Below are 20,066 nucleotides of genomic sequence, written 5' to 3' on the forward strand. Positions count from 1 at the left end.
TCCTGCTGGTCGGTGGGGGGCTCGGGGTGCTGGTCGTGCACGGAATGGTTCTCCTTGGGGTCGGCGGCCTGGGGTGCCTCGTCCCCCTCGCGTCACATGCCGGGTCAGGGCGAGGACGAGGGGCTGAACGTAGGCACGGTGCGGCTCGGAAATTCAGGCGGCCTCGGCGAGAGCGCGGTCGAGGTCGGCCTGTAGGCGGTCCTTGACCTCGTTCAAACGGTCCTTACCGATGGGGTAGCCCTTGGCCCGGATGGCGGCCTCGATGTGGCGGCGGGAGACGCGGCCGTTGCGTCCCAGCGGCGCGGTGCGGCCGATATCCATGAGCGCTTCGGTCGTGGCGCTGGGCTGTCGGCCTTTGGGCTTGGAGGGCCGAACCGGGGATTCCGGCACAAGGGCCTCGTCGTCCGCCACATGATGGGTGCTGGCTTCCGCCACATCGTCAGCTGGGGCTTCCGATGTGGCCGTTGGCTGCTCGGGCTTGCCGATTGAGTGAGGGAATTGCTGGTGGCCGTCAGCGCCGCTGCGGTGGTCGGCGGGGGTGACGTGGCTGTGTGTGGCTGCTTCTGGCTGCTGGCGCTGGGTGGCGAGGTGGCGGCGTATGACTAGGTAGAGGTGGACGGCTCCGGCGAGGGCGAGGGGAGCGATGGCGGAGAGCGCGCCTACGGTGACGTCGTCCAGGTGAAGACGGGTGCGGTGGTTGAGGTGGATGGCGTGTAGTGCGTTGGCCCAGATGCTCGTGATGGTGGCGGTCCCGACGAGCGTCCACACGTACAAGCGGGAGCGCAGCGGTGCGGTGCGCAGGATGATCAGGGCGCAGATGCCGATGGCGATGAACCCGTCGATCACAAGAGGGAAGGCATAGGTGAGCGGCCCGCGGATGTGGATGGCGAGGGCCATCTGACGCAGTGCGTCGTAGGAGAGCGCGAAGCCGATCGCGCCGAGCAGCGCGATGCCGAAGCGGATGGTGGCGGTACCCGGCAGGGAGGCCGGAGTGGAAGGCATGTGGGTGGTGCTCCAGGGTGGTGCGGGCTGGAGAGGTAGGGCGTTCACGGCGTTCACGAGGGGGGCGTACACGCGAGCCCCCTTCTAAAGGGGGGCTCGCGCGTGAACGCTCTGTCGCGTGTACGGCGTGTACGGTCGCGTGATCGCCTGACCTGGGGTTTTGTCGCGAGCGTGAACGGTGCGAGGGCCTCGTGAGGGCACGTTCGCGCAGGGGGCGCGTGTACGGTCGCGTGAACGGTCCGAGCGTCGGTGCGGTGGCCTCAGGAGACAGCGGTGATGTGGCGGACCGCGGTGTAGTAGCGGGCCTGCTGCCCGCCTCCGCTGCCTCCGGCGACGCCTTCGGCCTTGGTGGCCTGTCCGGTCTTGACCAGCCGCTCCAGGTCGCGTCGGGCCTTCTCGACGGCGCCACGGCTGGGCGTTGGCTCGCCGCTGAGGATGGTGGCGAGGTCGCGCGTGGTCAGGCCGCCGGGGTGGGCCCGGAGGAGCCCGGAGGGGTCCAGAGCGGGGTCGACGGTCGTGGTGCCGCGCACGTGGTCGTGGATGACCTGAAGCGGGCCGATCTCGCCGGTGACCGTCTTGAGGTGGTGGACGGTCACGGCTGGGTCTCCCGCCTCCCCGGCGATGAACAGGACGCTGCCGGCACCTGAGGTGAGCCAGGTGGAGCCGTACACCCGGTCGAGGCTGGGCCGTTGGCCCCGTGGGGCGTCGGCTGCCGCCTTGCGCTGGTGGTGCAGCTCCATGATTTGGACGTCGTTGCGCAGAGCGCGGCTGCGGGCGTTGTGGAAGGCGACCGCGAGGGCGTCGTCGACCAGGGTGCTGACCGCGTCCTTCAGGCTGTCGATCACGATGGTGTCGGCCTGGTGCGCGGCGGCCAAGTCGGCGAGGAGGTCGGGCTCCTTGTCGAGGGTGGCGGGCAGCGGGCCCTGCCAGACGGCGAGCCGGTCCCGCAGGATCGTTTCGTCGACGATGGGGTCGATGCGGCGGGCCATAGCGCGGGCGATCTGCTGGGGGCGGTCCATGGCCAGGTACAACACCCGTTTGCTGGGGGTGACCGGCATGTCCAGGACGGTGTTCTGGAGGCCGAGGCGGGCAAGGATCACCTGGTGCGCAAGGGTGGTCTTGCCGACGCCTGGCGGTCCGACGATCATCAGGCTCTCCCCAGAAGCCCACGCGGTCTTCTCGGGGGTTCCCCACAGCGGCTTCGTCTCTGCACCGGTCTCGCTGACGAACCGATAGCCGTCTACGAGATAGCGGGACAGGCGTCCTTGGCCGGAGGCGAGCGCACGCTCGCGCTCGGCGCGGACGTCCGCCTCGATCTCGCTGCGTATCGCATCGGGATCGGCGCCCGGTTCCTGGGCGCGCTGGACGATGCGCAGTCCGGAGGCGAGCTGATGGCGCAGGTCTGCCTTTTTGCGCACGATCGACGCGTGGTACGTGGCGCCGCTGATGCCGGGGGAGGCTCCGGCGAGCTGGTGGGTGTAGGCCGGGCCGCCGACGCGCTGGAGGTCACCCTGCTCGCTGAGGCGGTCGTTCACGGCGATCGGGTCGGTCGGGTTGTCCTCGCTGTGCAGGGCGAGCAGGACGCGCCAGATCGTCTCGTGGGCGGGCCGGTAGAAGGCGCCGTCGCCGAGCACGGGCCGCACCTCATTGATGGCCTCGCGGCTGTGCATGCAGGCGCCGAGAACGGCCAGTTCGGCGTCGATGTTGTGCGGCGGCTGCATGGAGGCGTCGACCGGCGAAGGGGGTGCCGCTCCCGTGGCGGGTGACAGGTGCGGCGGCGGGGTCGTACTGTGGGGCACAGAGCTCCTCAACTGCGGGCCATCGGGGCGGCAACCCCGGCCATGCAGGTAGATCGTTCAGGGATGGGCGGTTGGTGAGGTTTGCGCTTGAGCCCTCGGTGCTGGCAGGCACCGGGGGCTTTTTTCGTGGATCCGAGCGGTCTCCTGCGGTCATGTGGGGGTGGCGGGGGTACCAGCATGCCACATGAATGCAGATTGCAGAAGCTCTCTGCGCATTGCAGAATCCGTGTTACAGTTAAGGGGCGATGCAGCCCGCAGCGCAGCCAAGGCAGAAAGGAGGTGTGTGGTGGCAGAGGACGAGCTGGACGAGGGGGTCCTGCTCCGCGGCGAGGAGAACGTTGCCCTGCGGCTCAGGATCGAACGCGAGGCGCGTGGGTGGAGCACCAACGCCCTGTCGGACCGCCTGGTTGAGGCCGGGTACGAGATGAACCCGTCCGCCGTGTGGCGGATCGAGAACGGCAAGCGCCGGATCAACCTCGACGAGGCGATCGGGTTCGCCGAGGTGCTCGGCGTCTCCCTGCAGAACCTCGTCGGTCCACCGCAGCTCGCTGCGAAGGCACGGGCCATGGAGCTGATCGACGACGTCGTCCGCGCCTTCCGGGAGACCCAGCGGGCCGGCGTCAGCCTTACGCGGGCCCGTGATGCCCTGGACGCCTACCTCGCCGAACACCCCGACATCCGCGAGGAAGCTGACGTCATGGTCTCCAACGCCATGGCCGAGGAAGCCATCGCCAACTTCGCGATAGGGCCCTACGACGCCCCGCCGCCCGGCGAATACCCCGACGACGAGCAGCGCGACTGAGCCGTCCAGGATCGGTCCCTGTTCGCCTCCTGCCCTGAGCCCGCAAACCCTCAGTGGCTGGGAGATCTCACCGCCCATCCCTCCAGAACGACCCGGCAGTTCGGTGTTGCCGCACCACACCTGCCAGACGAGGACTCAACCCTTGCGCCAACCGGCAATAGCCCATGCCTCCGCCCACTCCCTGCGTGCTGGGAAGGAGGTGATCACACCCGATGCCGGTGCCCTCCTGACCGTTGACGAGGCCGCCGAGCGCCTCCGGACCGGCGTCCGCTTCATCCGGCGCCTCATCCAGGAGCGTCGCATCCAGTACGTCAAGGTCGGCCGACACGTCCGTATCCCCGATGCGGCGCTGAACGCCTACATCGCGGAGAGGACCGTTCCGTCCCTCCGCGAGGCGCGGTCCTCCTACCGGAAGGCGGCCTGATGGCGGGCCGCAAGCCGCAGCGGCGGCGCGAGTTCGGCACCGTCCGCCAACTGCCCTCTGGTCGGTGGCAGGCGCGGTACTGGGCACCGGACGGCAGCCGCCGCACCGCCCCGGAGACCTTCTCCACGAAGACCGATGCGCAGACCTGGCTGACCCTCACTCAGGCCGACATCGAGCGCAATCACTGGATCGACCCCGACGCCGGCGCCGTCAACTTCGAGGTATACGCGCTGAAATGGGTCGACGAGCGCGGCCTTTCGGCGACGACGGAGGAGCTCTACCGCAGGCTCCTGCGGCTGCACATCCTGCCCGTCTTCGGAGCAATGGACCTGGACGAGATCACGCCGCCTGGTGTGCGCACCTGGCGTGCCGAGCGACTCCAGGCAACGGGCGCGACGACGGTCGCCAAGTCCTACCGGCTCCTCAAGGCGATCATGGAGACGGCGGCCGACGACGAGCTGATCCGCCGCAACCCCTGCCGCATAAAGGGTGCCGGCACGGAGAAGGCGAAGGAGCGACCGACGGCCACCGTCGAGCAGGTAGATGCGGTCGCGGACGCCATGGGGCCGCGGTGGCGTCTGATGGTCTACCTCGGGGCGTACGGTCCAATGCGGCCGGAGGAGCAGGCGGCGCTGCGACGGCCCAGCGTCACATTGGAACCCCTCGCTGTGAAGGTCAGCGAGGCGGCACCAGAGCTGACCACCGGCCGACGCGTCGAGGGCGACACCAAATCGGATGCGGGCGTGCGCACCATCTATCTGCCCGCGTTCCTCTATATCGAGGTGAAGCGGCACCTCGACTGGTTCGCCGAGAAGGACTTCAACGGTCTGCTGTTCGTCGGCGAGAAGGGAGCCCCCTTCCGGCGCTCCACCTTCGGCCGCAAATGGCGCCGAGCCCGCGCCAAGGCCGGCCTGCCGGAGGACTTCCGTTTCTACGACCTCCGCCACACCGGGCATACGTTGTCCACCCAGGCCGGAGCCACGCTCAAGGACACGATGGTCCGGGCCGGCCAGTCCTCGGAGAAGGCGGCGATGATCTACCAGCATTCTCCTGACGAGCGGCAGCAGGAGGTTGCTGGGGGCATCGACGCTAGGGTGCGAGCTGCGCGCGATAAGGCGGCGTCTCAGCGACAGATCGCCAAGGAAGCCTGAACTTCCCCGGGGGGGCGACAACGCGTCGTCCCCCGGGGAAGTAGATGGGCTACTCGTCTGGGTCTTCCGGCCCGCTGCGGTAGCGATCGTCCTGCAGACGGAGGAAATCACCGAGCGACATGTAGCTGCCACCCTGGCCGACCCGGCCCGTAGGCGGGGAGGGGCGGGGTCTCGATTCTGATGCTCGGACGCTCCTCGCAATGGCGACCACGCGGTCTACTGCTTCGCTGAGTGCGCGTGTGTGCCTGTCGTCGAAGGGGACGCCAGCAATGGCGTGGCAGGCATTGGCGATGCCGATGACCACTGGCTTGTCAGCAAGGCACTCCACTTTGCCCCCGAAGGTGTCCTCTACAACGGTTGCGTCGACACGCGCGCCGATGATCCAACTGAGCTGCGCGATCATGTCGGCGATGCGCTCGGAGGAACCAGACGAGTCGTCCTGGGAACTCAGGCCGTACCGGATGGCGCGGGACCGACCGTCTTGCAGCAGAGAGAGGACCTGCTGGGCCTCGGCATGGACGTCTGCCCAGTCTGGGGGCCCGGTGAGGGGCGCTGGCTCGGCTGCAGCAGCTGATCTGGTGCGAAGCCTGTTCAACGCGTGCTGGGTCATGCTGACCGCCCACTTGGAGAGGGCTGGGTCTGTGGCGGCTTGCTGCGCCCGGTGCTCTACCGCTGTCTTGATCTCAGTGATCCACTGCAGCGCAGAACTCTTGCCCAGTTGATCGGCGACTTCGTGAGTCGCCAGCGAGAGGAGTACATCAGGTGCCTCCGCGACGGCCTTCGCGGCACTCACTGCGAGTATGGGTTGAGCGTCAGCAGCTCGAGAGATAACTGTCAGTCCCTGCTGCCGCTGTTCCTGCGCCAGCGACGGATGCTGGAGGAGGCTGGCGATGAATTGGTGGTCGCTTTCCTCCTCGACCTCGCTGATGACCTCTCCGGCGAGCAGATCCGGGCCGATGGACCCCCACCGCGCGCCGCTGCCGGACGGATAGAGCACAGCGAGCATGTCCTCAACGGCGTCGACGAGATGGGCATCTGGACCGGCGCCTGTGGAAAGTCCATGGTGATGGGCTTCCAATCCCGCGGCGATGGCTGCTCGTGCTTGTGCTCGATCGCCGGCACCGGCCAGACTCTGCGTCGCGACCATGGTGCGCAGGAGACCAGGCTGACGCTGGAAGGTCCCGTCCAGGCCGCGAGCACGGGCAATCCGCTGCCAGTAGCGCTCCTCGTGGGCCAAGAGCACGTCGACTGGGTGCCCGTACGTGGCGAATGCTGGATTGATCTCGGCGAGTAGATCCGCAAGAGCTTTCATGTGCAAGGTCAGGACGCTGGAGTGTCTTTCGGGCGGCGCAATGCGCCTTGGCGTTGCCGGTGTGGCTGCCGCGGAATCCCAGTCGTCCTCAATCCCTGCCCCCTTCAAGACGCGGATGCGCTCCGCGAAGGCATTCCTTGCGGCTTCGTATGCAGATCCAGGGGCGGCAGCGTCGATGCAGTCGTTCACCTCTACACTGAGACCCGCCCCCATCGACGCAGTGCCCCGGCGCGAACGGCGAAACGGCTGCCACCAGCTACCTTGATCGCGGGCCAGCAGCAGGAGCCGAATGGGCTGAGCGGTGCCGCCGCTGCTGCTCACGATGTTCAGCAGCTCGTCGACCTGAGCGAGGCGCGTTTCGGCGTAATCGACGATCAAAAGCAACGGTCGGTTCGCCGTGGTGAGGGCCTCGTATTGCGCCGTCCGCAGCGGCGTTTCGGAGAGAAACCCGCCTGCCCAGGGCCGTGGTGAGTCGATGCTGGTCTGGGGCTCGCCCACATGGCGTAGCAATTCGCTGGCGAGCCGAGTCTTGCCGACGCCACCGGTGCCGGTGACCGCGGCAACGTCGATCCGGCGTCCGCTGTGACACCACTGCGCCAAGCGTTCGGACTGCTCTTCTAGCCCTGACATGGGCACGACCTGGGCCTGGGCCGAGAGCAGGTAGGAAGCAGAGAGTCGTGGGTCAGGGGTGTCGTCGAGAAGTGCTTGTAGATCGGCAGGCTGAAGCTGGGCTGGCAGTCCAGTGGCAGCGCTGACCGATTTGGCGAAGCCTTCGGCTGCGAGGAGCCACGAGATGGGAGTTGCCAGGAGGAGCGATGCGTCCCAATTCTCGGGTGCCTGCGTTGCCAGACCTACCAAAAGTCCCTCACAGAAGATGCCGGCACCGGACATCCCCTGCCACAGGGTGGGCTCGGATGGACGTGCGTCACTCACTTCGAGTGCGTAACGCTGGGACCGGGCCGCCGTCGTCGGGTAGATGTACCCGTTGACGACCTTGGGATCGCTGACCACGACCTCCGGTGACCTGCGGAGGAAACGTCGCCGCATCGCCCTGGGGAAACCGATTGCTGTGCAGACAGGCCGTTCGGCTGGATGCTCGCAGGTGAGTTCACCCCACCTCACGATCGGTACGTCCACACCGAGTTGTTGCCGATCGGTTTGCAGGATGGCGCTGTCGAGGCCCTGGTCATGCCAAGTCACCTGCGCATTGACTGCCGGTCCTCCGTCGAGGGCACGGACCAGCACAGGCTGACCATCTGGACCCTGGCGACATGCGACATGGGCTGCGGTGAGCACGAGGCCAGGCGCGATGATGGTTCCTGAACCGAATGTCTTGTCACGGGGATTGCTGACTTCTACGGCCCGCTGGCGGAGGTGTGCGCTCACTCGGGCCCTCAGCCCAGCGGCACTTCGCCAGGCAGGGGATCGAAGCCGCGTCCCTCATCCCCGATGAGGTTCTCGTCTGGCCGATCCACCTGCAGATTCACGGTCAGCTTTTGTGTCTCCGCCTTTGTCCGTTCACCACGTGTGTCAGCAGAGACGACGAAAGCCTTGACCCCGCCGCTCGCAGACGCCGAGTGTCGCAACTCGATGCTGAGTTCGAGCGTGACATCACTGACTTTGAAGCGGAGAGATGACCCCTCGCCATCGCGTTGTGCTGCTGCGAGGCCCTCCCGAACGGCCCTTAACGCCTCGGCCAGTTCCGTTCCGCTCGACTCCATACGTTCCCCCTCGTAGACCTGAACTCCAGTAGGCCAGTCAGCTACTGATGGGCGCTACCTAAAGCCCGGAAACCGCCCTCTTTGCAGACGTGAGTTCACACCCACTTGACGCGTTAGTGGTGCAGGTCACAGGAATCCCGTCTCGGGATTCGAGACGCTGCTCGACGCGTGGCTTCAGCGGTGTCGTGCGGCCCCTCTCTGTGCGACCCGTAGAGGGGAGTTGGGGCACGCGGAGGGCACGCCCACCCAGGAGAGGCCTAGACAACAAACAAGCCCCAGGTCCCTGACCTGGGGCTTCCATATGGAGCGGGTGACGGGAATCGAACCCGCGCTCTGAGCTTGGGAAGCTCATGTTCTACCATTAAACTACACCCGCGTAATCCCGCCTCGATCGAGAGCGGAACATCGTCGCACACTCTACCCCATTGCCGGCCTGTGGTGCATGGAGCATGCCCGGCCGGTTCTGTGAGCGGGTTCACGGTGGTGAGTGGGGTTCCTCCGGAGGGGCTCAGGGGTGCATCCGAGGCGCCGTTCCGGGGGCTGGTCGTGGCGTTTTCTGGGTGTATCCGGGGTGTGCCCGGGGCGTGGTCCGGGGTGGGATGCGGGTGTGCGGGGCGGGAGTTGGGGCGTACCGTTGGGCATCGGAGTGCCGCGTGTGAGCGCGCCCAGTTCATCCCCTAATGTGGCTTTCGTTGTCCGCGTAGTTGGGAGAGGGACTTGATGGAGCGCACCGTCGTACGTTGTGCCGAGGGCCACGTGTTCAGCACCGCTTCGTTCCCGATGCAGACCACCGACCGGCTCGGTCCTGGACGGCTGCTGCGCTGCCCGCGCTGCGCCCGGCTGCGGCATTCGGTGCCCGTGGCGCACGCGAAGCGTTAGTCGCCGGCCAGGACGCCGGTGGCCTGGTGCCGGTGGCGTCGTAGCGTCGTGAAGGGGCCCGGTCTCGCTGAGGCCGGGCCCCGCGTCGTACCGGCCACTCGTCGTGCGGCGGGCCTGGTGCGGGCGCGTATCCTCTTGTGCGTGCTTCTCTCAGACAAGGACATCCGGGCCGAGATCGATGCTGGTCGGGTGCGTATCGACCCCTTTGACGAGTCGATGGTGCAGCCGTCCAGTATCGACGTGCGCCTCGACCGGTTCTTCCGGGTGTTCGAGAATCACCGTTACCCGCACATCGACCCCGCTGTCGAGCAGCCCGATCTGACCCGTGAGGTCGTTCCGGAGGGGGACGAGGCGTTCATCCTGCACCCGGGCGAGTTCGTGCTGGCCTCGACGTACGAGGTCATCTCGCTGCCCGACGACATCGCCTCCCGGCTCGAGGGCAAGAGCTCGCTGGGGCGGCTGGGGCTGCTGACGCATTCGACCGCTGGGTTCATCGACCCGGGGTTCAGCGGGCATGTGACGCTCGAGCTGAGCAATGTCGCCACGCTGCCGATCAAGCTGTGGCCGGGCATGAAGATCGGGCAGCTGTGCATGTTCCGGCTGACCTCGCCGGCCGAGCACCCGTACGGCAGTGAGCGGTACGGCTCCCGTTACCAGGGGCAGCGGGGTCCGACTCCGTCCCGGTCGTTCAAGAACTTTCACCGTACGCAGGTGTGAGCAGGCAGAGCGGGGCGGGGAGGGCGAGCGCCTCGCGGTGGACACAGAAGGTCTGAGAGAGATACGTGAGTGACGTGCGGGAGAACCTGACGTACGAGCGGTTCGGCGGGGCGATCCGCGAACTGGCGCAGACGATCGCGGACGACGGGTACGAGCCCGACATCGTGCTGTCGATCGCGCGCGGCGGTGTTTTCGTCGCGGGCGGGCTGGCGTACGCGCTGGACTGCAAGAACATCCACCTGGTGAATGTGGAGTTCTACACCGGGGTGGGGACCACCCTGGAGATGCCGGTCATGCTGGCGCCGGTGCCCAACGCGATCGACTTCTCACAGAAGAAGGTGCTGATCGCCGACGACGTCGCCGACACCGGCAAGACGCTCAAGCTGGTGCACGACTTCTGCGTGGGGACCGTGGCGGAGGTCCGCAGCGCGGTGATCTACGAGAAGTCGCACTCGCTGGTGAAGTGCGAGTACGTGTGGAAGCGCACGGACGAGTGGATCAACTTCCCGTGGAGCGTCGAGCCGCCGGTCGTACGGCGGGACGGCCAGGTTCTCGACGCCTGAGCCGGTGCCCGGACGGTGACGGTCCGGGTGCGGTGGTCCAGCGGCGGTGGCCCGGGTGGTGACGGTCCGGGTCGGCGAGGCGTTGGGGCGACGGGGTTGAGGCGCGCCGTGCCCGAGTGGGCCGGGGGATGAGGGAGTTGGCCGAGGGGCCGGCTCCCTCGTGCGTTTTCCGGGTGGTGGCTCGGTCTTGCGTCTTCCGGTGTCTTGGTGCGTCTTGAGGCGTCGTGAAGCGTCTTGAAGCGTCTTTCCGGGGCTCTCGGGGGCTCTCGGGGGCTCTCGGGGGCTCACGGCTCCGGTGGGGCCGCGGGGCCTCTTCGCGTGGGACGAGAGGTGCGTGAAACGAGAGGCGCGTGGGACGAGAGGTGCGTAAGACGCGAGGCGCGTAGGACGAGAAGGGCCCGTCCAGGAGCGGGGTGCTCCGGGACGGGCCCTTGGGGTGGCCGGGGTGGTGTTACAGCGTGCTGTTACAGCGTGCCGAGCTTCAGCAGGCCCAGCAGGGCCACCAGCTGGATCGCCGAGGCGCCCAGGGCCTTGGGCCACGGCAGGTCGTGCGACTTGCTGACCATGGAGGTCAGCAGGTAGCCGCAGGCCAGCCAGGTCAGCCAGCCCAGGACCTGGACCAGGGTGGAGTCGCCGCCGAGGAACATCGCGAACAGCAGCCGGGGCACGTCCGAGATGTTCATGATCAGCATGGAGAGGCCGATGGTCGGCTGCCAGGCGCCGTCGCCGCCGAGCTGGCGGGCCAGGGTGTGGGTGACCGTGCCCAGGATCAGGCTGCCGATGATGAACATCACGGCGGTGATCCCCACCCAGGGGATGCTGTTGGAGAGCGTGGCGTTCAGCACGTCCGCGCGGGCCTTGTCGAAGCCGAAGACCGCGAGCAGGCCGTAGACGAACGTGACGATCAGCGCCGGGCCCCAGACCTGGTGGTCGCGCATCTGCCAGAACGTGGCGTCGGGGCGCAGCACGATGCCGGACAGCAGCTGCTGCCACTGCAGCCGGGGGCCGGCCGGAGGCGCGGAGCCCTGGCCGGCGTGGTAGCCACCGTTGTCCGGGGTGCCGTACTGGTCGGGGTGGTCACCGTAGGCGTCCGGAGCCTCGCCGATGCTGAACTGCCGGGTGCTGCCGGGGTTGTTGTCGCCGCCGTACGGGGCGTAGGACTGCTGCGGCGGTTCGTAGCCGCCGTCGCCGAAGTACTCCGGCTCGCCGTACTGCCCGGGCGCCGGTCCCTGCGGCCCGCCGCCGTACTGCTGCGGGGCCTGCTGCCACTGCCCGTGCTGCGGCGGGGGCTGCTGTCCGTACGGCCCCTGCTGCCCGTACGGCGCCTGCTGCCCCTGTTGCCCCTGCTGTCCGTTCTGCGCGGGGCGGGCATCCCGTCCGCGACCCATCCTGAATCCAGCCACGCCTTCGAAAGTACCTGGTCCGTGGGGAAACGGGTGGCCGGGCTGGGGGACTGGGCGTCGTTTGCTGCTGACCTGTGACATCCCTTAGGGGGACCCCGGCGGGGATGCCGGGGCCGGGGCCGGGGTCCAGCGGAGGGTGAGCTGCGGCAGGTTCTCCATGTTCGCGCTGCCGTCGTCCTCGGCCGTCACCCGGAATCCGTGGTGGGCGTAGAACGCCCGCGCCTCGGCGTTGAGTTGGAAGACGTGGAGGGTGAGCCCCTGGGGGCTCAGGCGTCGGACCTCGGCGAGCAGACGGGTACCGATGCCGGTGCGGCGGACGTCGGGGCGGAGGTAGAGCTGGTCGAGGAGTTCGCCGCGGAGCGTGGCGTAGCCGAGGACCTCGGGGCCCCGGGTGGCAACGACGGTGCGGCTCTCCGGCAGCACGCACGCACGGATCCAGTGGGTGACCTCGTCGTGGGTGTGGCGCTGGGGTGGCAGATACGGCATGGCGACGCGCCGTGACTCCTGGTGCACGGTCGCGATCGCGGGCGCGTCGGAGGCGACGGCCGGGCGGAGGGTGAGCGGAGGCGTGTCCATGCCGTCGTGTTCGGCGTCCATGCCGTCATGGTCGGCGGCGTTCCGGTGCCGGGCAAGCGGATTACGGCCCCGGGGCGCGGGGCGTCCGGGTGGTCCCCGGCCCTGCCGTGGAGCGTCCAAGGCGGTCCCAGGTGCCGTGTTGCGCCGTGTCACACCACACCGCGCCGCGCCACACCGCGCCACACCGCGCCGCGCCGCGCAGACGCCGACGGCCGGCCCCCGTGGAGGGGACCGGCCGTCGTCAACGTCCGGGAAAGAGCGGCTACTTCGCCGGCTCCGGCTCGGGAGCGTCCTCGGACTCCGGTTCGTCCGACGGGTCGACCGGCGTCTTGACCGAGTCCAGCAGCAGCTGGGCCACGTCGACGACCTGGACCGACTCCTTCGCCTTGCCGTCGTTCTTCTTGCCGTTGACCGAGTCGGTCAGCATGACGAGGCAGAACGGGCAGGCCGTCGAGACGATGTCGGGGTTGAGGGAGAGCGCCTCGTCGACCCGCTCGTTGTTGATGCGCTTGCCGATGCGCTCTTCCATCCACATCCGGGCGCCGCCGGCGCCACAGCAGAAGCCGCGCTCCTTGTGGCGGTGCATCTCCTCGTTCCGCAGGCCCGGCACCTTGGCGATGATCTCGCGCGGCGGGGTGTAGACCTTGTTGTGGCGGCCCAGGTAGCAGGGGTCGTGGTAGGTGATCAGACCCTCGACCGGGGTGACGGGGGTGAGCTTGCCCTCGTCGATGAGGTGCTGCAGCAGCTGGGTGTGGTGGATGACCTCGTACTCGCCGCCCAGCTGGGGGTACTCGTTCGCGATGGTGTTGAAGCAGTGCGGGCAGGTCGCGACGATCTTCTTCGACGCCTTCGGCTTCTTGGTCGACTCGTCTTCGTCGTCCTCGCCGAAGGCCGCGTTCAGCGTGGCGACGTTCTCCGCGCCGAGCTGCTGGAAGAGGAACTCGTTGCCCAGGCGGCGCGGCGAGTCACCGGTGCACTTCTCGTCGCCGCCCATGATCGCGAACTTCACGCCGGCGATGTGCAGCAGCTCCGCGAAGGCCTTGGTGGTCTTCTTGGCGCGGTCCTCCAGGGCGCCGGCACAGCCGACCCAGTAGAGGTACTCGACCTCGGTGAGGTCCTCGACGTCCTGGCCGACGACCGGGACCTCGAAGTCGACCTCCTTGGTCCAGGCCAGGCGCTGCTTCTTGGCCAGGCCCCAGGGGTTGCCCTTCTTCTCCAGGTTCTTGAGCATCGTGCCCGCCTCGGACGGGAACGAGGACTCGATCATGACCTGGTAGCGGCGCATGTCGACGATGTGGTCGATGTGCTCGATGTCGACCGGGCACTGCTCGACACAGGCGCCGCAGGTGGTGCAGGACCACAGGACGTCCGGGTCGATGACGCCGTTCTCCTCCAGGGTGCCGATCAGCGGGCGCTCGGCCTCGGCCAGCGCGGACGCGGGCACGCCGGCCAGCTGCTCGGCGGTCGCCTTCTCGTTGCCCTCGTCGTCCTTGCCGCCGCCCGCGAGCAGGTACGGCGCCTTGGCGTGCGCGTGGTCGCGCAGCGACATGATCAGCAGCTTCGGGGAGAGCGGCTTGCCGGTGTTCCACGCGGGGCACTGCGACTGGCAGCGGCCGCACTCGGTGCAGGTGGAGAAGTCGAGCAGGCCCTTCCAGGAGAAGTGCTCGACCTGGGAGACGCCGAACTGGTCGTCCTCGCCCGGGTCCTCGAAGTCGATCGGCTTGCCCGCGGAGGTCATCGGCTGCAGCGCGCCCAGCGCCACGCCGCCGTCCGCCTCCCGCTTGAACCAGATGTTGGGGAAGGCCAGGAAGCGGTGCCAGGCCACACCCATGTCGGTCTTGAGGGAGACCGTGATCATCCAGATGAAGGACGTCGCGATCTTGATGCCGGCGAAGAGGTAGGTGAGGTTCTGCAGGGTGGCGAGGCTCAGCCCCTTGAAGAACGCGACCAGCGGGTACGAGATGAAGTACGCGGCCTCGTAGTGGTCGACGCCGTGCTGGGCGCCTTCCAGGGCGTGCAGCGTCACGATGCAGATGCCGACGATGAGGATGACGGTCTCGACGAAGTACGCCTGGCCGGTGTTGGAGCCGGCGAAGCGGGACTTGCGGCCCGCGCCGCCGGGTCGGCTCAGCTGCCGGATGACGATCAGGACGACGATGCCCAGGGTCGTCAGGGTGCCCATCGCCTCGACGTACATCTCCCACGGCAGCCAGTCGCCGATGAACGGGATCAGCCAGTCGGCCTGGAAGAGCTGGCCGATGGCGTTGACGATGGTCAGCAGCAGGGTGAGGAAGCCCACCGCAACGAACCAGTGCGCCACGCCGACGACGCCCCAGCGGTTCATCCGGGTATGGCCGACGAACTCCTTGGCCACCGTGACGGTCCGCTGTGCGGGGTCGTTGGTACGGGACCCGGCGGGTACCGACTGGCCCAGTCGGAAGTGGCGGTAGATCTGCAGGAGGGCGCGGCCGAACAGCGCCGCGGCGACCGCGATGAGCACCAGCGACACGATGATCGCGGCGAGTTGCATGGGAGGCTCCTCGTGCCTGCGAGAGCGGAAAACGGAGAGAACTACTAAGCAGTAACTTTTTGGGTCTGCCGCTGAGGTTACCCATTCTCCTCTGTGCCATGAAGCCGCCCGGCCGGTGATCTGTGTCGCGAAGGCAACCCTCTCCGGGGCCTCCGGCGTCTTGGGTGGCGGCCGGGTGACGATAAGGCTGACATAAAAGTTGAGTGCGCCCGGCTCAGCTCTGTTGACAGGTTTTCCTAGGTGCTGCACTCTTGAGCCTGTTCCACTCAAGTCAGCTGGAGGAATTGACATGGCACGTGCGGTCGGCATCGACCTGGGCACGACGAACTCCGTCGTCAGCGTTCTGGAGGGCGGTGAGTCCGCCGTTATCACCAACGCCGAGGGCGCCAGGACCACGCCGTCCGTTGTCGCCTTCGCCAAGAACGGCGAGGTGCTGGTGGGCGAGGTCGCCAAGCGCCAGGCTGTCACCAACGTCGACAGGACCATCCGGTCGGTCAAGCGCCACATGGGCACCGACTGGAAGATCGGCATCGATGACAAGGACTTCAACCCGCAGCAGATCAGCGCCTTCGTGCTGCAGAAGCTGAAGCGGGACGCCGAGGCGTACCTGGGCGAGAAGGTCACGGACGCGGTCATCACCGTGCCGGCCTACTTCAACGACGCGGAGCGCCAGGCCACCAAGGAGGCCGGTGAGATCGCGGGCCTCAACGTCCTGCGCATCGTCAACGAGCCCACCGCGGCCGCCCTGGCCTACGGCCTGGAGAAGGACGACCAGACCATCCTGGTCTTCGACCTCGGCGGCGGCACCTTCGACGTCTCGCTGCTGGAGATCGGTGACGGCGTCGTCGAGGTGAAGGCCACCAACGGTGACAACCACCTCGGTGGTGACGACTGGGACCAGCGCGTCGTCGACTACCTGGTCAAGCAGTTCCAGAACGGCCACGGCGTCGACCTGTCCAAGGACAAGATGGCGCTGCAGCGTCTGCGTGAGGCTGCGGAGAAGGCGAAGATCGAGCTGTCGTCCTCCACCGAGACGACGATCAACCTTCCCTACATCACCGCCTCCGCCGAGGGCCCGCTGCACCTGGACGAGAAGCTCACCCGCTCGCAGTTCCAGCAGCTGACCGCGGACCTCCTGGAGCGCTGCAAGACCCCGTTCCACAACGTCATCAAGGACGCCGGCATCCAGCTGTCCGAGATCGACCACGTGGTGCTGGTCGGTGGCTCGACCCGTATGCCGGCCGTCGCCGAGCTCGTCAAGGAGCTGACCGGCGGCAAGGACGCCAACAAGGGCGTCAACCCGGACGAGGTCGTCGCCATCGGCGCCACCCTGCAGGCCGGTGTCCTCAAGGGCGAGGTCAAGGACGTCCTGCTGCTGGACGTCACCCCGCTGTCCCTCGGTATCGAGACCAAGGGCGGCATTATGACCAAGCTGATCGAGCGGAACACCACGATCCCGACCAAGCGGTCCGAGATCTTCACCACCGCCGAGGACAACCAGCCGTCCGTGCAGATCCAGGTCTACCAGGGCGAGCGCGAGATCGCGGCGTACAACAAGAAGCTCGGGATGTTCGAGCTGACCGGTCTGCCGCCGGCCCCGCGCGGCGTCCCGCAGATCGAGGTCTCCTTCGACATCGACGCCAACGGCATCATGCACGTGACCGCGAAGGACCTGGGCACGGGCAAGGAGCAGAAGATGACCGTCACCGGCGGCTCCTCGCTGCCGAAGGACGAGGTCGACCGCATGCGCGAGGAGGCCGAGCGCTACGCGGACGAGGACCACAAGCGCCGCGAGGCCGCCGAGACCCGCAACCAGGGCGAGCAGCTCGTCTACCAGACCGAGAAGTTCCTCAAGGACAACGAGGACAAGGTCCCCGGTGAGGTCAAGACCGAGGTCGAGACCGCCATCGGCGAGCTGAAGGAGAAGCTCAAGGGCGAGGACACCGCCGAGATCCGTACCGCCACGGAGAAGGTCGCGGCCGTCTCGCAGAAGCTGGGCCAGGCCATGTACGCCGACGCCCAGGGCGCGCAGGGCGCCGCGGGTGGTGCCGAGGGTGCCGCCGGTGCGCAGGCCCCGTCCGACGCCGCCGACGACGTGGTGGACGCCGAGATCGTCGACGACGAGAAGCCCAAGAAGGACGGTGCCGCGTGACGGAGGAGACCCCGGGCTTCGACGAGAAGCCTGACGTCCCCTCTGACGCCGCCCCCGAAGACGCGGCGCAGGCCGAGTCCGCCGAGAAGGCGGGCTCGGCCCCGGCCGGGGACGTACCGGACGTGGCACTCCAGGCGCAGCTGGACCAGGCGCGCACCGCGCTCAATGAGCGCACCGCCGACCTCCAGCGGCTCCATGCGGAGTACCAGAACTACCGCCGTCGGGTGGAACGGGACCGGGTCACGGTCAAGGAGATCGCCGCGGCGAACCTCCTGTCCGAGCTCCTTCCCACCCTCGACGACGTCGGCCGCGCCCGCGAGCACGGCGAGTTGGTCGGCGGCTTCAAGTCGGTGGCCGAGTCGCTGGAGACCGTGGTCGCCAAGCTGGGTCTGCAGCAGTTCGGCAAGGAGGGCGAGCCCTTCGACCCGACGATCCACGAGGCGCTGATGCACTCGTACGCGCCGGACGTCACCGAGACGACGTGCGTTGCCATCCTGCAGCCGGGGTATCGCATCGGTGAGCGAACGATCCGCCCCGCGCGGGTCGCCGTCGCCGAGCCGCAGCCGGGCGCGCAGGGCGCCAAGTCCGCCTCGGACGAGGAGACCAAGGCTTCGGACGAGGAGAGCGGTGGCCCGGACGAGGGCTGACGCGCGGGCGCTGAAGGAATCGGTACGGAAGGAGGGACGTCGGGGATGAGCACCAAGGACTTCGTCGAGAAGGACTACTACAAGGTCCTCGGCGTCCCCAAGGACGCCACCGAAGCGGAGATCAAGAAGGCGTATCGGAAGCTCGCCCGCGAGAACCACCCGGACGCCAACAAGGGCGACGCCAAGGCCGAGGAGCGCTTCAAGGAGATCTCCGAGGCCAACGACGTACTCGGCGACGCCAAGCGCCGCAAGGAGTACGACGAGGCGCGGGCGCTGTTCGGCAACGGCGGCTTCCGGCCCGGCCCCGGTGGGGGCGGCTCCTTCAACTTCGACCTGGGCGACCTCTTCGGGGGCTCGGGCGGGTCCGCCGGTTCTGCCGGCGGCTTCGGCGGCGGTCTGGGGGACGTCTTCGGCGGCCTGTTCAACCGCGGCGGTGGTGCGCGTACCCAGCCGCGCCGCGGTCAGGACATCGAGTCCGAGGTGACGCTCAGCTTCACCGAGGCGGTGGACGGGGCCACGGTCCCGCTGCGGATGTCCAGTCAGGCGCCGTGCAAGGCATGTTCGGGGACCGGCGACAAGAACGGTACGCCGCGGGTCTGCCCGACCTGCGTCGGCACCGGACAGGTCAGCCGGGGCGCGGGCGGCGGCTTCTCGCTGACCGACCCGTGTGCGGACTGCAAGGGCCGGGGCCTGATCGCCCAGGACCCCTGTGCGGTCTGCAAGGGCAGCGGGCGCGCGACCAGCGCCCGCACGATGCAGGTGCGCATCCCCGCGGGCGTCTCCGACGGGCAGCGCATCCGGCTGCGCGGCAAGGGCGCCCCGGGCGAGCAGGGCGGCCCGGCCGGCGACCTGTACGTGGTGGTGCACGTCGGTGCCCACCCGGTCTTCGGCCGCAAGGGTGACAACCTCACTGTCACCGTGCCGGTCACCTTCCCGGAGGCCGCGCTCGGCGGCGAGGTGAAGGTGCCGACGCTGGGCGGCCCGCCGGTGACGCTGAAGCTGCCGGCCGGCACGCCCAATGGGCGCACGATGCGGGCCCGCGGCAAGGGCGCCACACGGAAGGACGGCACCCGTGGTGATCTGCTGGTCACCATAGAGGTGGTCGTTCCCAAGGACCTCGGCGACAAGGCGAAGGAAGCGCTGGAGTCCTATCGCGAGGCGACTGCGGGCCCGGACCCGCGGGCGGAGCTGTTCCAGGCCGCGAAGGGAGCTTGAGATGGACAGCCGGGGCGGGCAGCGTCGTAACCCCTATGAACTGACCGATGAGTCGCCGGTGTACGTCATCTCCGTCGCGGCTCAGCTCTCCGGCCTGCATCCGCAGACCCTGCGGCAGTACGACCGGCTGGGGCTGGTCTCGCCCGACCGCACAGCCGGGCGGGGCCGCCGCTATTCGGCCCGGGACATCGAACTGCTCCGCACGGTGCAGCAGTTGTCCCAGGACGAGGGCATCAACCTCGCCGGCATCAAGCGCATCATCGAACTGGAGAACCAGGTCGCGGCGCTGCAGCAGCGGGTCGCCGAACTCCAGGGCGCCCTGGAGGGCGCGGCCAGCGCCATGCAGCAGCGGGAGGCGGCGGTGCACGCCTCCTACCGGAGGGATCTGGTGCCGTATCAGGACGTCCAGCAGACCAGCGCGCTGGTGGTCTGGCGGCCCAAGCGGTCTGAGTAGCGGGCGCGCCGGGCGTACCGCAGCACAGTGAAGGGCCGGGGTGGCACACCCCGGCCCTTCGCCGTGCTGAGGGGGCTTCAGCAGCCGTTGTACCCGGCCGTGGGCATCGACAGCCGGCGGTGCACCTGGGACTTCATCGCCAGGGTGTAGACCGGTTCGTCGAGGTCCGCGGTCTCCAGACGGACGCCGGCCGCGGCGCAGCGCTCGGTGAACTCGTCGGCCCCGTCGATGGCGGTCTCCAGCGCCCGGCGGTTGGGCGTCACGAACACGTCGACCAGGCCGTTCTCCACATCCCGCCACAGCGCGCTGTGGTCGGCGCGCAGGTGGTGCAGGCTGAGCCGGCAGGTGAGGTGGTAGTCACGCGCGGCCGCCCACTGGGTGCACATGTCGTGCTGGCTGCGGTCGTCGACCAGGAACGGATCCTCGTCCAGCTCGGACAGCGGCATCAGACAGGCGATCGCCGTGACTCGGACCGAGTTCATCGTGCCCTCCGGGGCGTGGCGAGTGTGGGGGCGACGATACCCCCGAAAATGGCCCGTGGTGGAGGGGCTGTACCGGGCGGTGAGGCGTATCCGCAGGCGTGGCAGATCTTCCAGCCGTCCTGGTTGACGGCGAGTTGGCCGCCGCAGCGGGGGCACTGCTCGGCGTGCGGGCACGGCCGGGTGGGGTGGGGACGGCGCGGATGCGTCGTCGTGGTGCGTGATGCCGACGCCATACGG

At 68.3% G+C, this 20,066-nt stretch carries 17 protein-coding genes and 1 tRNA gene; 9 read left to right on the forward strand and 9 right to left on the reverse strand.

From position 1 onward, the window contains the following. Positions 1-153: 153 nt before the first annotated feature. Together AB0G84_RS29230 and AB0G84_RS29235 are read right to left on the reverse strand one after the other, a co-directional pair. The gene (locus AB0G84_RS29230) at positions 154-1,002 is read right to left on the reverse strand and encodes a DUF2637 domain-containing protein (protein WP_361327153.1); all 849 of its coding nucleotides are present in this window, start codon (positions 1,000-1,002) and stop codon (positions 154-156) included. Between the two features lie 260 nt (positions 1,003-1,262). Continuing rightward, a complete protein-coding gene (locus AB0G84_RS29235; protein WP_361327242.1) occupies positions 1,263-2,723 on the reverse strand; it encodes a DnaB-like helicase N-terminal domain-containing protein in 1,461 nt (486 codons plus the stop codon). A gap of 361 nt (positions 2,724-3,084) precedes the next feature. Here AB0G84_RS29235 and AB0G84_RS29240 point away from each other — a divergent pair, with 361 nt between their 5' ends. From AB0G84_RS29240 to AB0G84_RS29250, 3 genes are all read left to right on the forward strand, one after another. After that, positions 3,085-3,603, forward strand: a complete 519-nt coding sequence (locus tag AB0G84_RS29240) for a helix-turn-helix transcriptional regulator (RefSeq protein ID WP_361327156.1) — start codon at positions 3,085-3,087, stop codon at positions 3,601-3,603. A gap of 199 nt (positions 3,604-3,802) precedes the next feature. After that, entirely contained in the window at positions 3,803-4,027 is a 225-nt protein-coding gene (locus tag AB0G84_RS29245; protein ID WP_361327159.1) for an excisionase family DNA-binding protein, read from the forward strand. Next, a complete protein-coding gene (locus tag AB0G84_RS29250; protein WP_361327161.1) occupies positions 4,027-5,178 on the forward strand; it encodes a site-specific integrase in 1,152 nt (383 codons plus the stop codon). Before AB0G84_RS29245 ends, AB0G84_RS29250 begins: the two co-directional genes overlap by 1 nt. A 49-nt stretch (positions 5,179-5,227) precedes the next feature. On the opposite strand, the gene AB0G84_RS29255 is transcribed toward AB0G84_RS29250, so the two are convergent. The 3 genes from AB0G84_RS29255 to AB0G84_RS29265 form a co-directional block, all read right to left on the reverse strand. Then, positions 5,228-7,876 (reverse strand): serine protease, encoded by a 2,649-nt coding sequence (locus AB0G84_RS29255; RefSeq protein WP_361327164.1) that lies wholly within the window; start codon positions 7,874-7,876, stop codon positions 5,228-5,230. Between the two features lie 8 nt (positions 7,877-7,884). Then, positions 7,885-8,211: a trypco2 family protein gene (locus AB0G84_RS29260; protein WP_109890824.1), complete on the reverse strand. Its 327-nt coding sequence runs from the start codon at positions 8,209-8,211 to the stop codon at positions 7,885-7,887. A 302-nt stretch (positions 8,212-8,513) separates the two neighbouring features. Continuing rightward, positions 8,514-8,587 (reverse strand) — tRNA-Gly (locus AB0G84_RS29265). Between the two features lie 644 nt (positions 8,588-9,231). Between AB0G84_RS29265 and dcd the strand changes: the two genes are divergently transcribed. Next, positions 9,232-9,807 (forward strand): dCTP deaminase, encoded by a 576-nt coding sequence (gene dcd / locus AB0G84_RS29270; protein WP_361327168.1) that lies wholly within the window; start codon positions 9,232-9,234, stop codon positions 9,805-9,807. 65 nt (positions 9,808-9,872) lie between these two features. Further along, positions 9,873-10,370, forward strand: coding sequence for a phosphoribosyltransferase (locus AB0G84_RS29275; protein WP_361327170.1), 498 nt, complete (start codon positions 9,873-9,875; stop codon positions 10,368-10,370). A 464-nt stretch (positions 10,371-10,834) separates the two neighbouring features. On the opposite strand, the gene AB0G84_RS29280 is transcribed toward AB0G84_RS29275, so the two are convergent. The 3 genes from AB0G84_RS29280 to AB0G84_RS29290 form a co-directional block, all read right to left on the reverse strand. Further along, positions 10,835-11,758 (reverse strand): Yip1 family protein, encoded by a 924-nt coding sequence (locus tag AB0G84_RS29280; protein ID WP_361327245.1) that lies wholly within the window; start codon positions 11,756-11,758, stop codon positions 10,835-10,837. 99 nt (positions 11,759-11,857) lie between these two features. Then, a complete protein-coding gene (locus AB0G84_RS29285) occupies positions 11,858-12,370 on the reverse strand; it encodes a GNAT family N-acetyltransferase (RefSeq protein WP_361327173.1) in 513 nt (170 codons plus the stop codon). 241 nt (positions 12,371-12,611) lie between these two features. Further along, positions 12,612-14,879 carry a (Fe-S)-binding protein gene (locus tag AB0G84_RS29290; protein WP_361327176.1) on the reverse strand — a complete coding sequence of 756 codons (2,268 nt, stop codon included), beginning with the start codon at positions 14,877-14,879 and terminating at the stop codon, positions 12,612-12,614. Positions 14,880-15,168: 289 nt separating this feature from the next. On the opposite strand from AB0G84_RS29290, the gene dnaK reads away from it, so the two are divergent. The 4 genes from dnaK to AB0G84_RS29310 are packed head-to-tail and all read left to right on the forward strand — an operon-like array spanning position 15,169 to position 19,347. After that, positions 15,169-17,031, forward strand: coding sequence for a molecular chaperone DnaK (dnaK, locus tag AB0G84_RS29295; RefSeq protein WP_361327179.1), 1,863 nt, complete (start codon positions 15,169-15,171; stop codon positions 17,029-17,031). Further along, positions 17,028-17,678 carry a nucleotide exchange factor GrpE gene (gene grpE, locus AB0G84_RS29300; RefSeq protein WP_361327182.1) on the forward strand — a complete coding sequence of 217 codons (651 nt, stop codon included), beginning with the start codon at positions 17,028-17,030 and terminating at the stop codon, positions 17,676-17,678. The genes dnaK and grpE overlap by 4 nt, the downstream gene beginning before the upstream one ends. 45 nt (positions 17,679-17,723) lie before the next feature. Next, complete coding sequence (gene dnaJ, locus AB0G84_RS29305; protein WP_361327184.1) at positions 17,724-18,893, forward strand: molecular chaperone DnaJ; 1,170 nt, start codon at positions 17,724-17,726, stop codon at positions 18,891-18,893. Between the two features lies 1 nt (position 18,894). Then, positions 18,895-19,347, forward strand: a complete 453-nt coding sequence (locus tag AB0G84_RS29310; protein WP_361327187.1) for a helix-turn-helix domain-containing protein — start codon at positions 18,895-18,897, stop codon at positions 19,345-19,347. A gap of 77 nt (positions 19,348-19,424) precedes the next feature. On the opposite strand, the gene AB0G84_RS29315 is transcribed toward AB0G84_RS29310, so the two are convergent. Further along, on the reverse strand, positions 19,425-19,829 hold the full coding sequence (locus AB0G84_RS29315) for a hypothetical protein (protein ID WP_361327190.1): 405 nt from the start codon (positions 19,827-19,829) through the stop codon (positions 19,425-19,427). Positions 19,830-20,066 lie beyond the last annotated feature (237 nt).

Origin of the sequence: Streptomyces sp. NPDC020742, from assembly GCF_040641675.1 — a bacterium.
Lineage (GTDB): Bacteria > Actinomycetota > Actinomycetes > Streptomycetales > Streptomycetaceae > Streptomyces.

What these genes read in the sequence shown, in the direction of transcription:
- AB0G84_RS29230 (WP_361327153.1), bottom strand. Translation starts at nt 1,002, where the DNA reads ATGCCTTCCACTCCGGCCTCCCTGCCGGGTACCGCCACCATCCGCTTC.
- AB0G84_RS29235 (WP_361327242.1), bottom strand. Translation starts at nt 2,723, where the DNA reads ATGCAGCCGCCGCACAACATCGACGCCGAACTGGCCGTTCTCGGCGCC.
- AB0G84_RS29250 (WP_361327161.1), top strand. Translation starts at nt 4,027, where the DNA reads ATGGCGGGCCGCAAGCCGCAGCGGCGGCGCGAGTTCGGCACCGTCCGC.
- AB0G84_RS29260 (WP_109890824.1), bottom strand. Translation starts at nt 8,211, where the DNA reads ATGGAGTCGAGCGGAACGGAACTGGCCGAGGCGTTAAGGGCCGTTCGG.
- AB0G84_RS29280 (WP_361327245.1), bottom strand. Translation starts at nt 11,758, where the DNA reads ATGGGTCGCGGACGGGATGCCCGCCCCGCGCAGAACGGACAGCAGGGG.
- AB0G84_RS29285 (WP_361327173.1), bottom strand. Translation starts at nt 12,370, where the DNA reads ATGGACGCCGAACACGACGGCATGGACACGCCTCCGCTCACCCTCCGC.
- AB0G84_RS29290 (WP_361327176.1), bottom strand. Translation starts at nt 14,879, where the DNA reads ATGCAACTCGCCGCGATCATCGTGTCGCTGGTGCTCATCGCGGTCGCC.
- dnaK (WP_361327179.1), top strand. Translation starts at nt 15,169, where the DNA reads ATGGCACGTGCGGTCGGCATCGACCTGGGCACGACGAACTCCGTCGTC.
- dnaJ (WP_361327184.1), top strand. Translation starts at nt 17,724, where the DNA reads ATGAGCACCAAGGACTTCGTCGAGAAGGACTACTACAAGGTCCTCGGC.
- AB0G84_RS29310 (WP_361327187.1), top strand. Translation starts at nt 18,895, where the DNA reads ATGGACAGCCGGGGCGGGCAGCGTCGTAACCCCTATGAACTGACCGAT.
- AB0G84_RS29315 (WP_361327190.1), bottom strand. Translation starts at nt 19,829, where the DNA reads ATGAACTCGGTCCGAGTCACGGCGATCGCCTGTCTGATGCCGCTGTCC.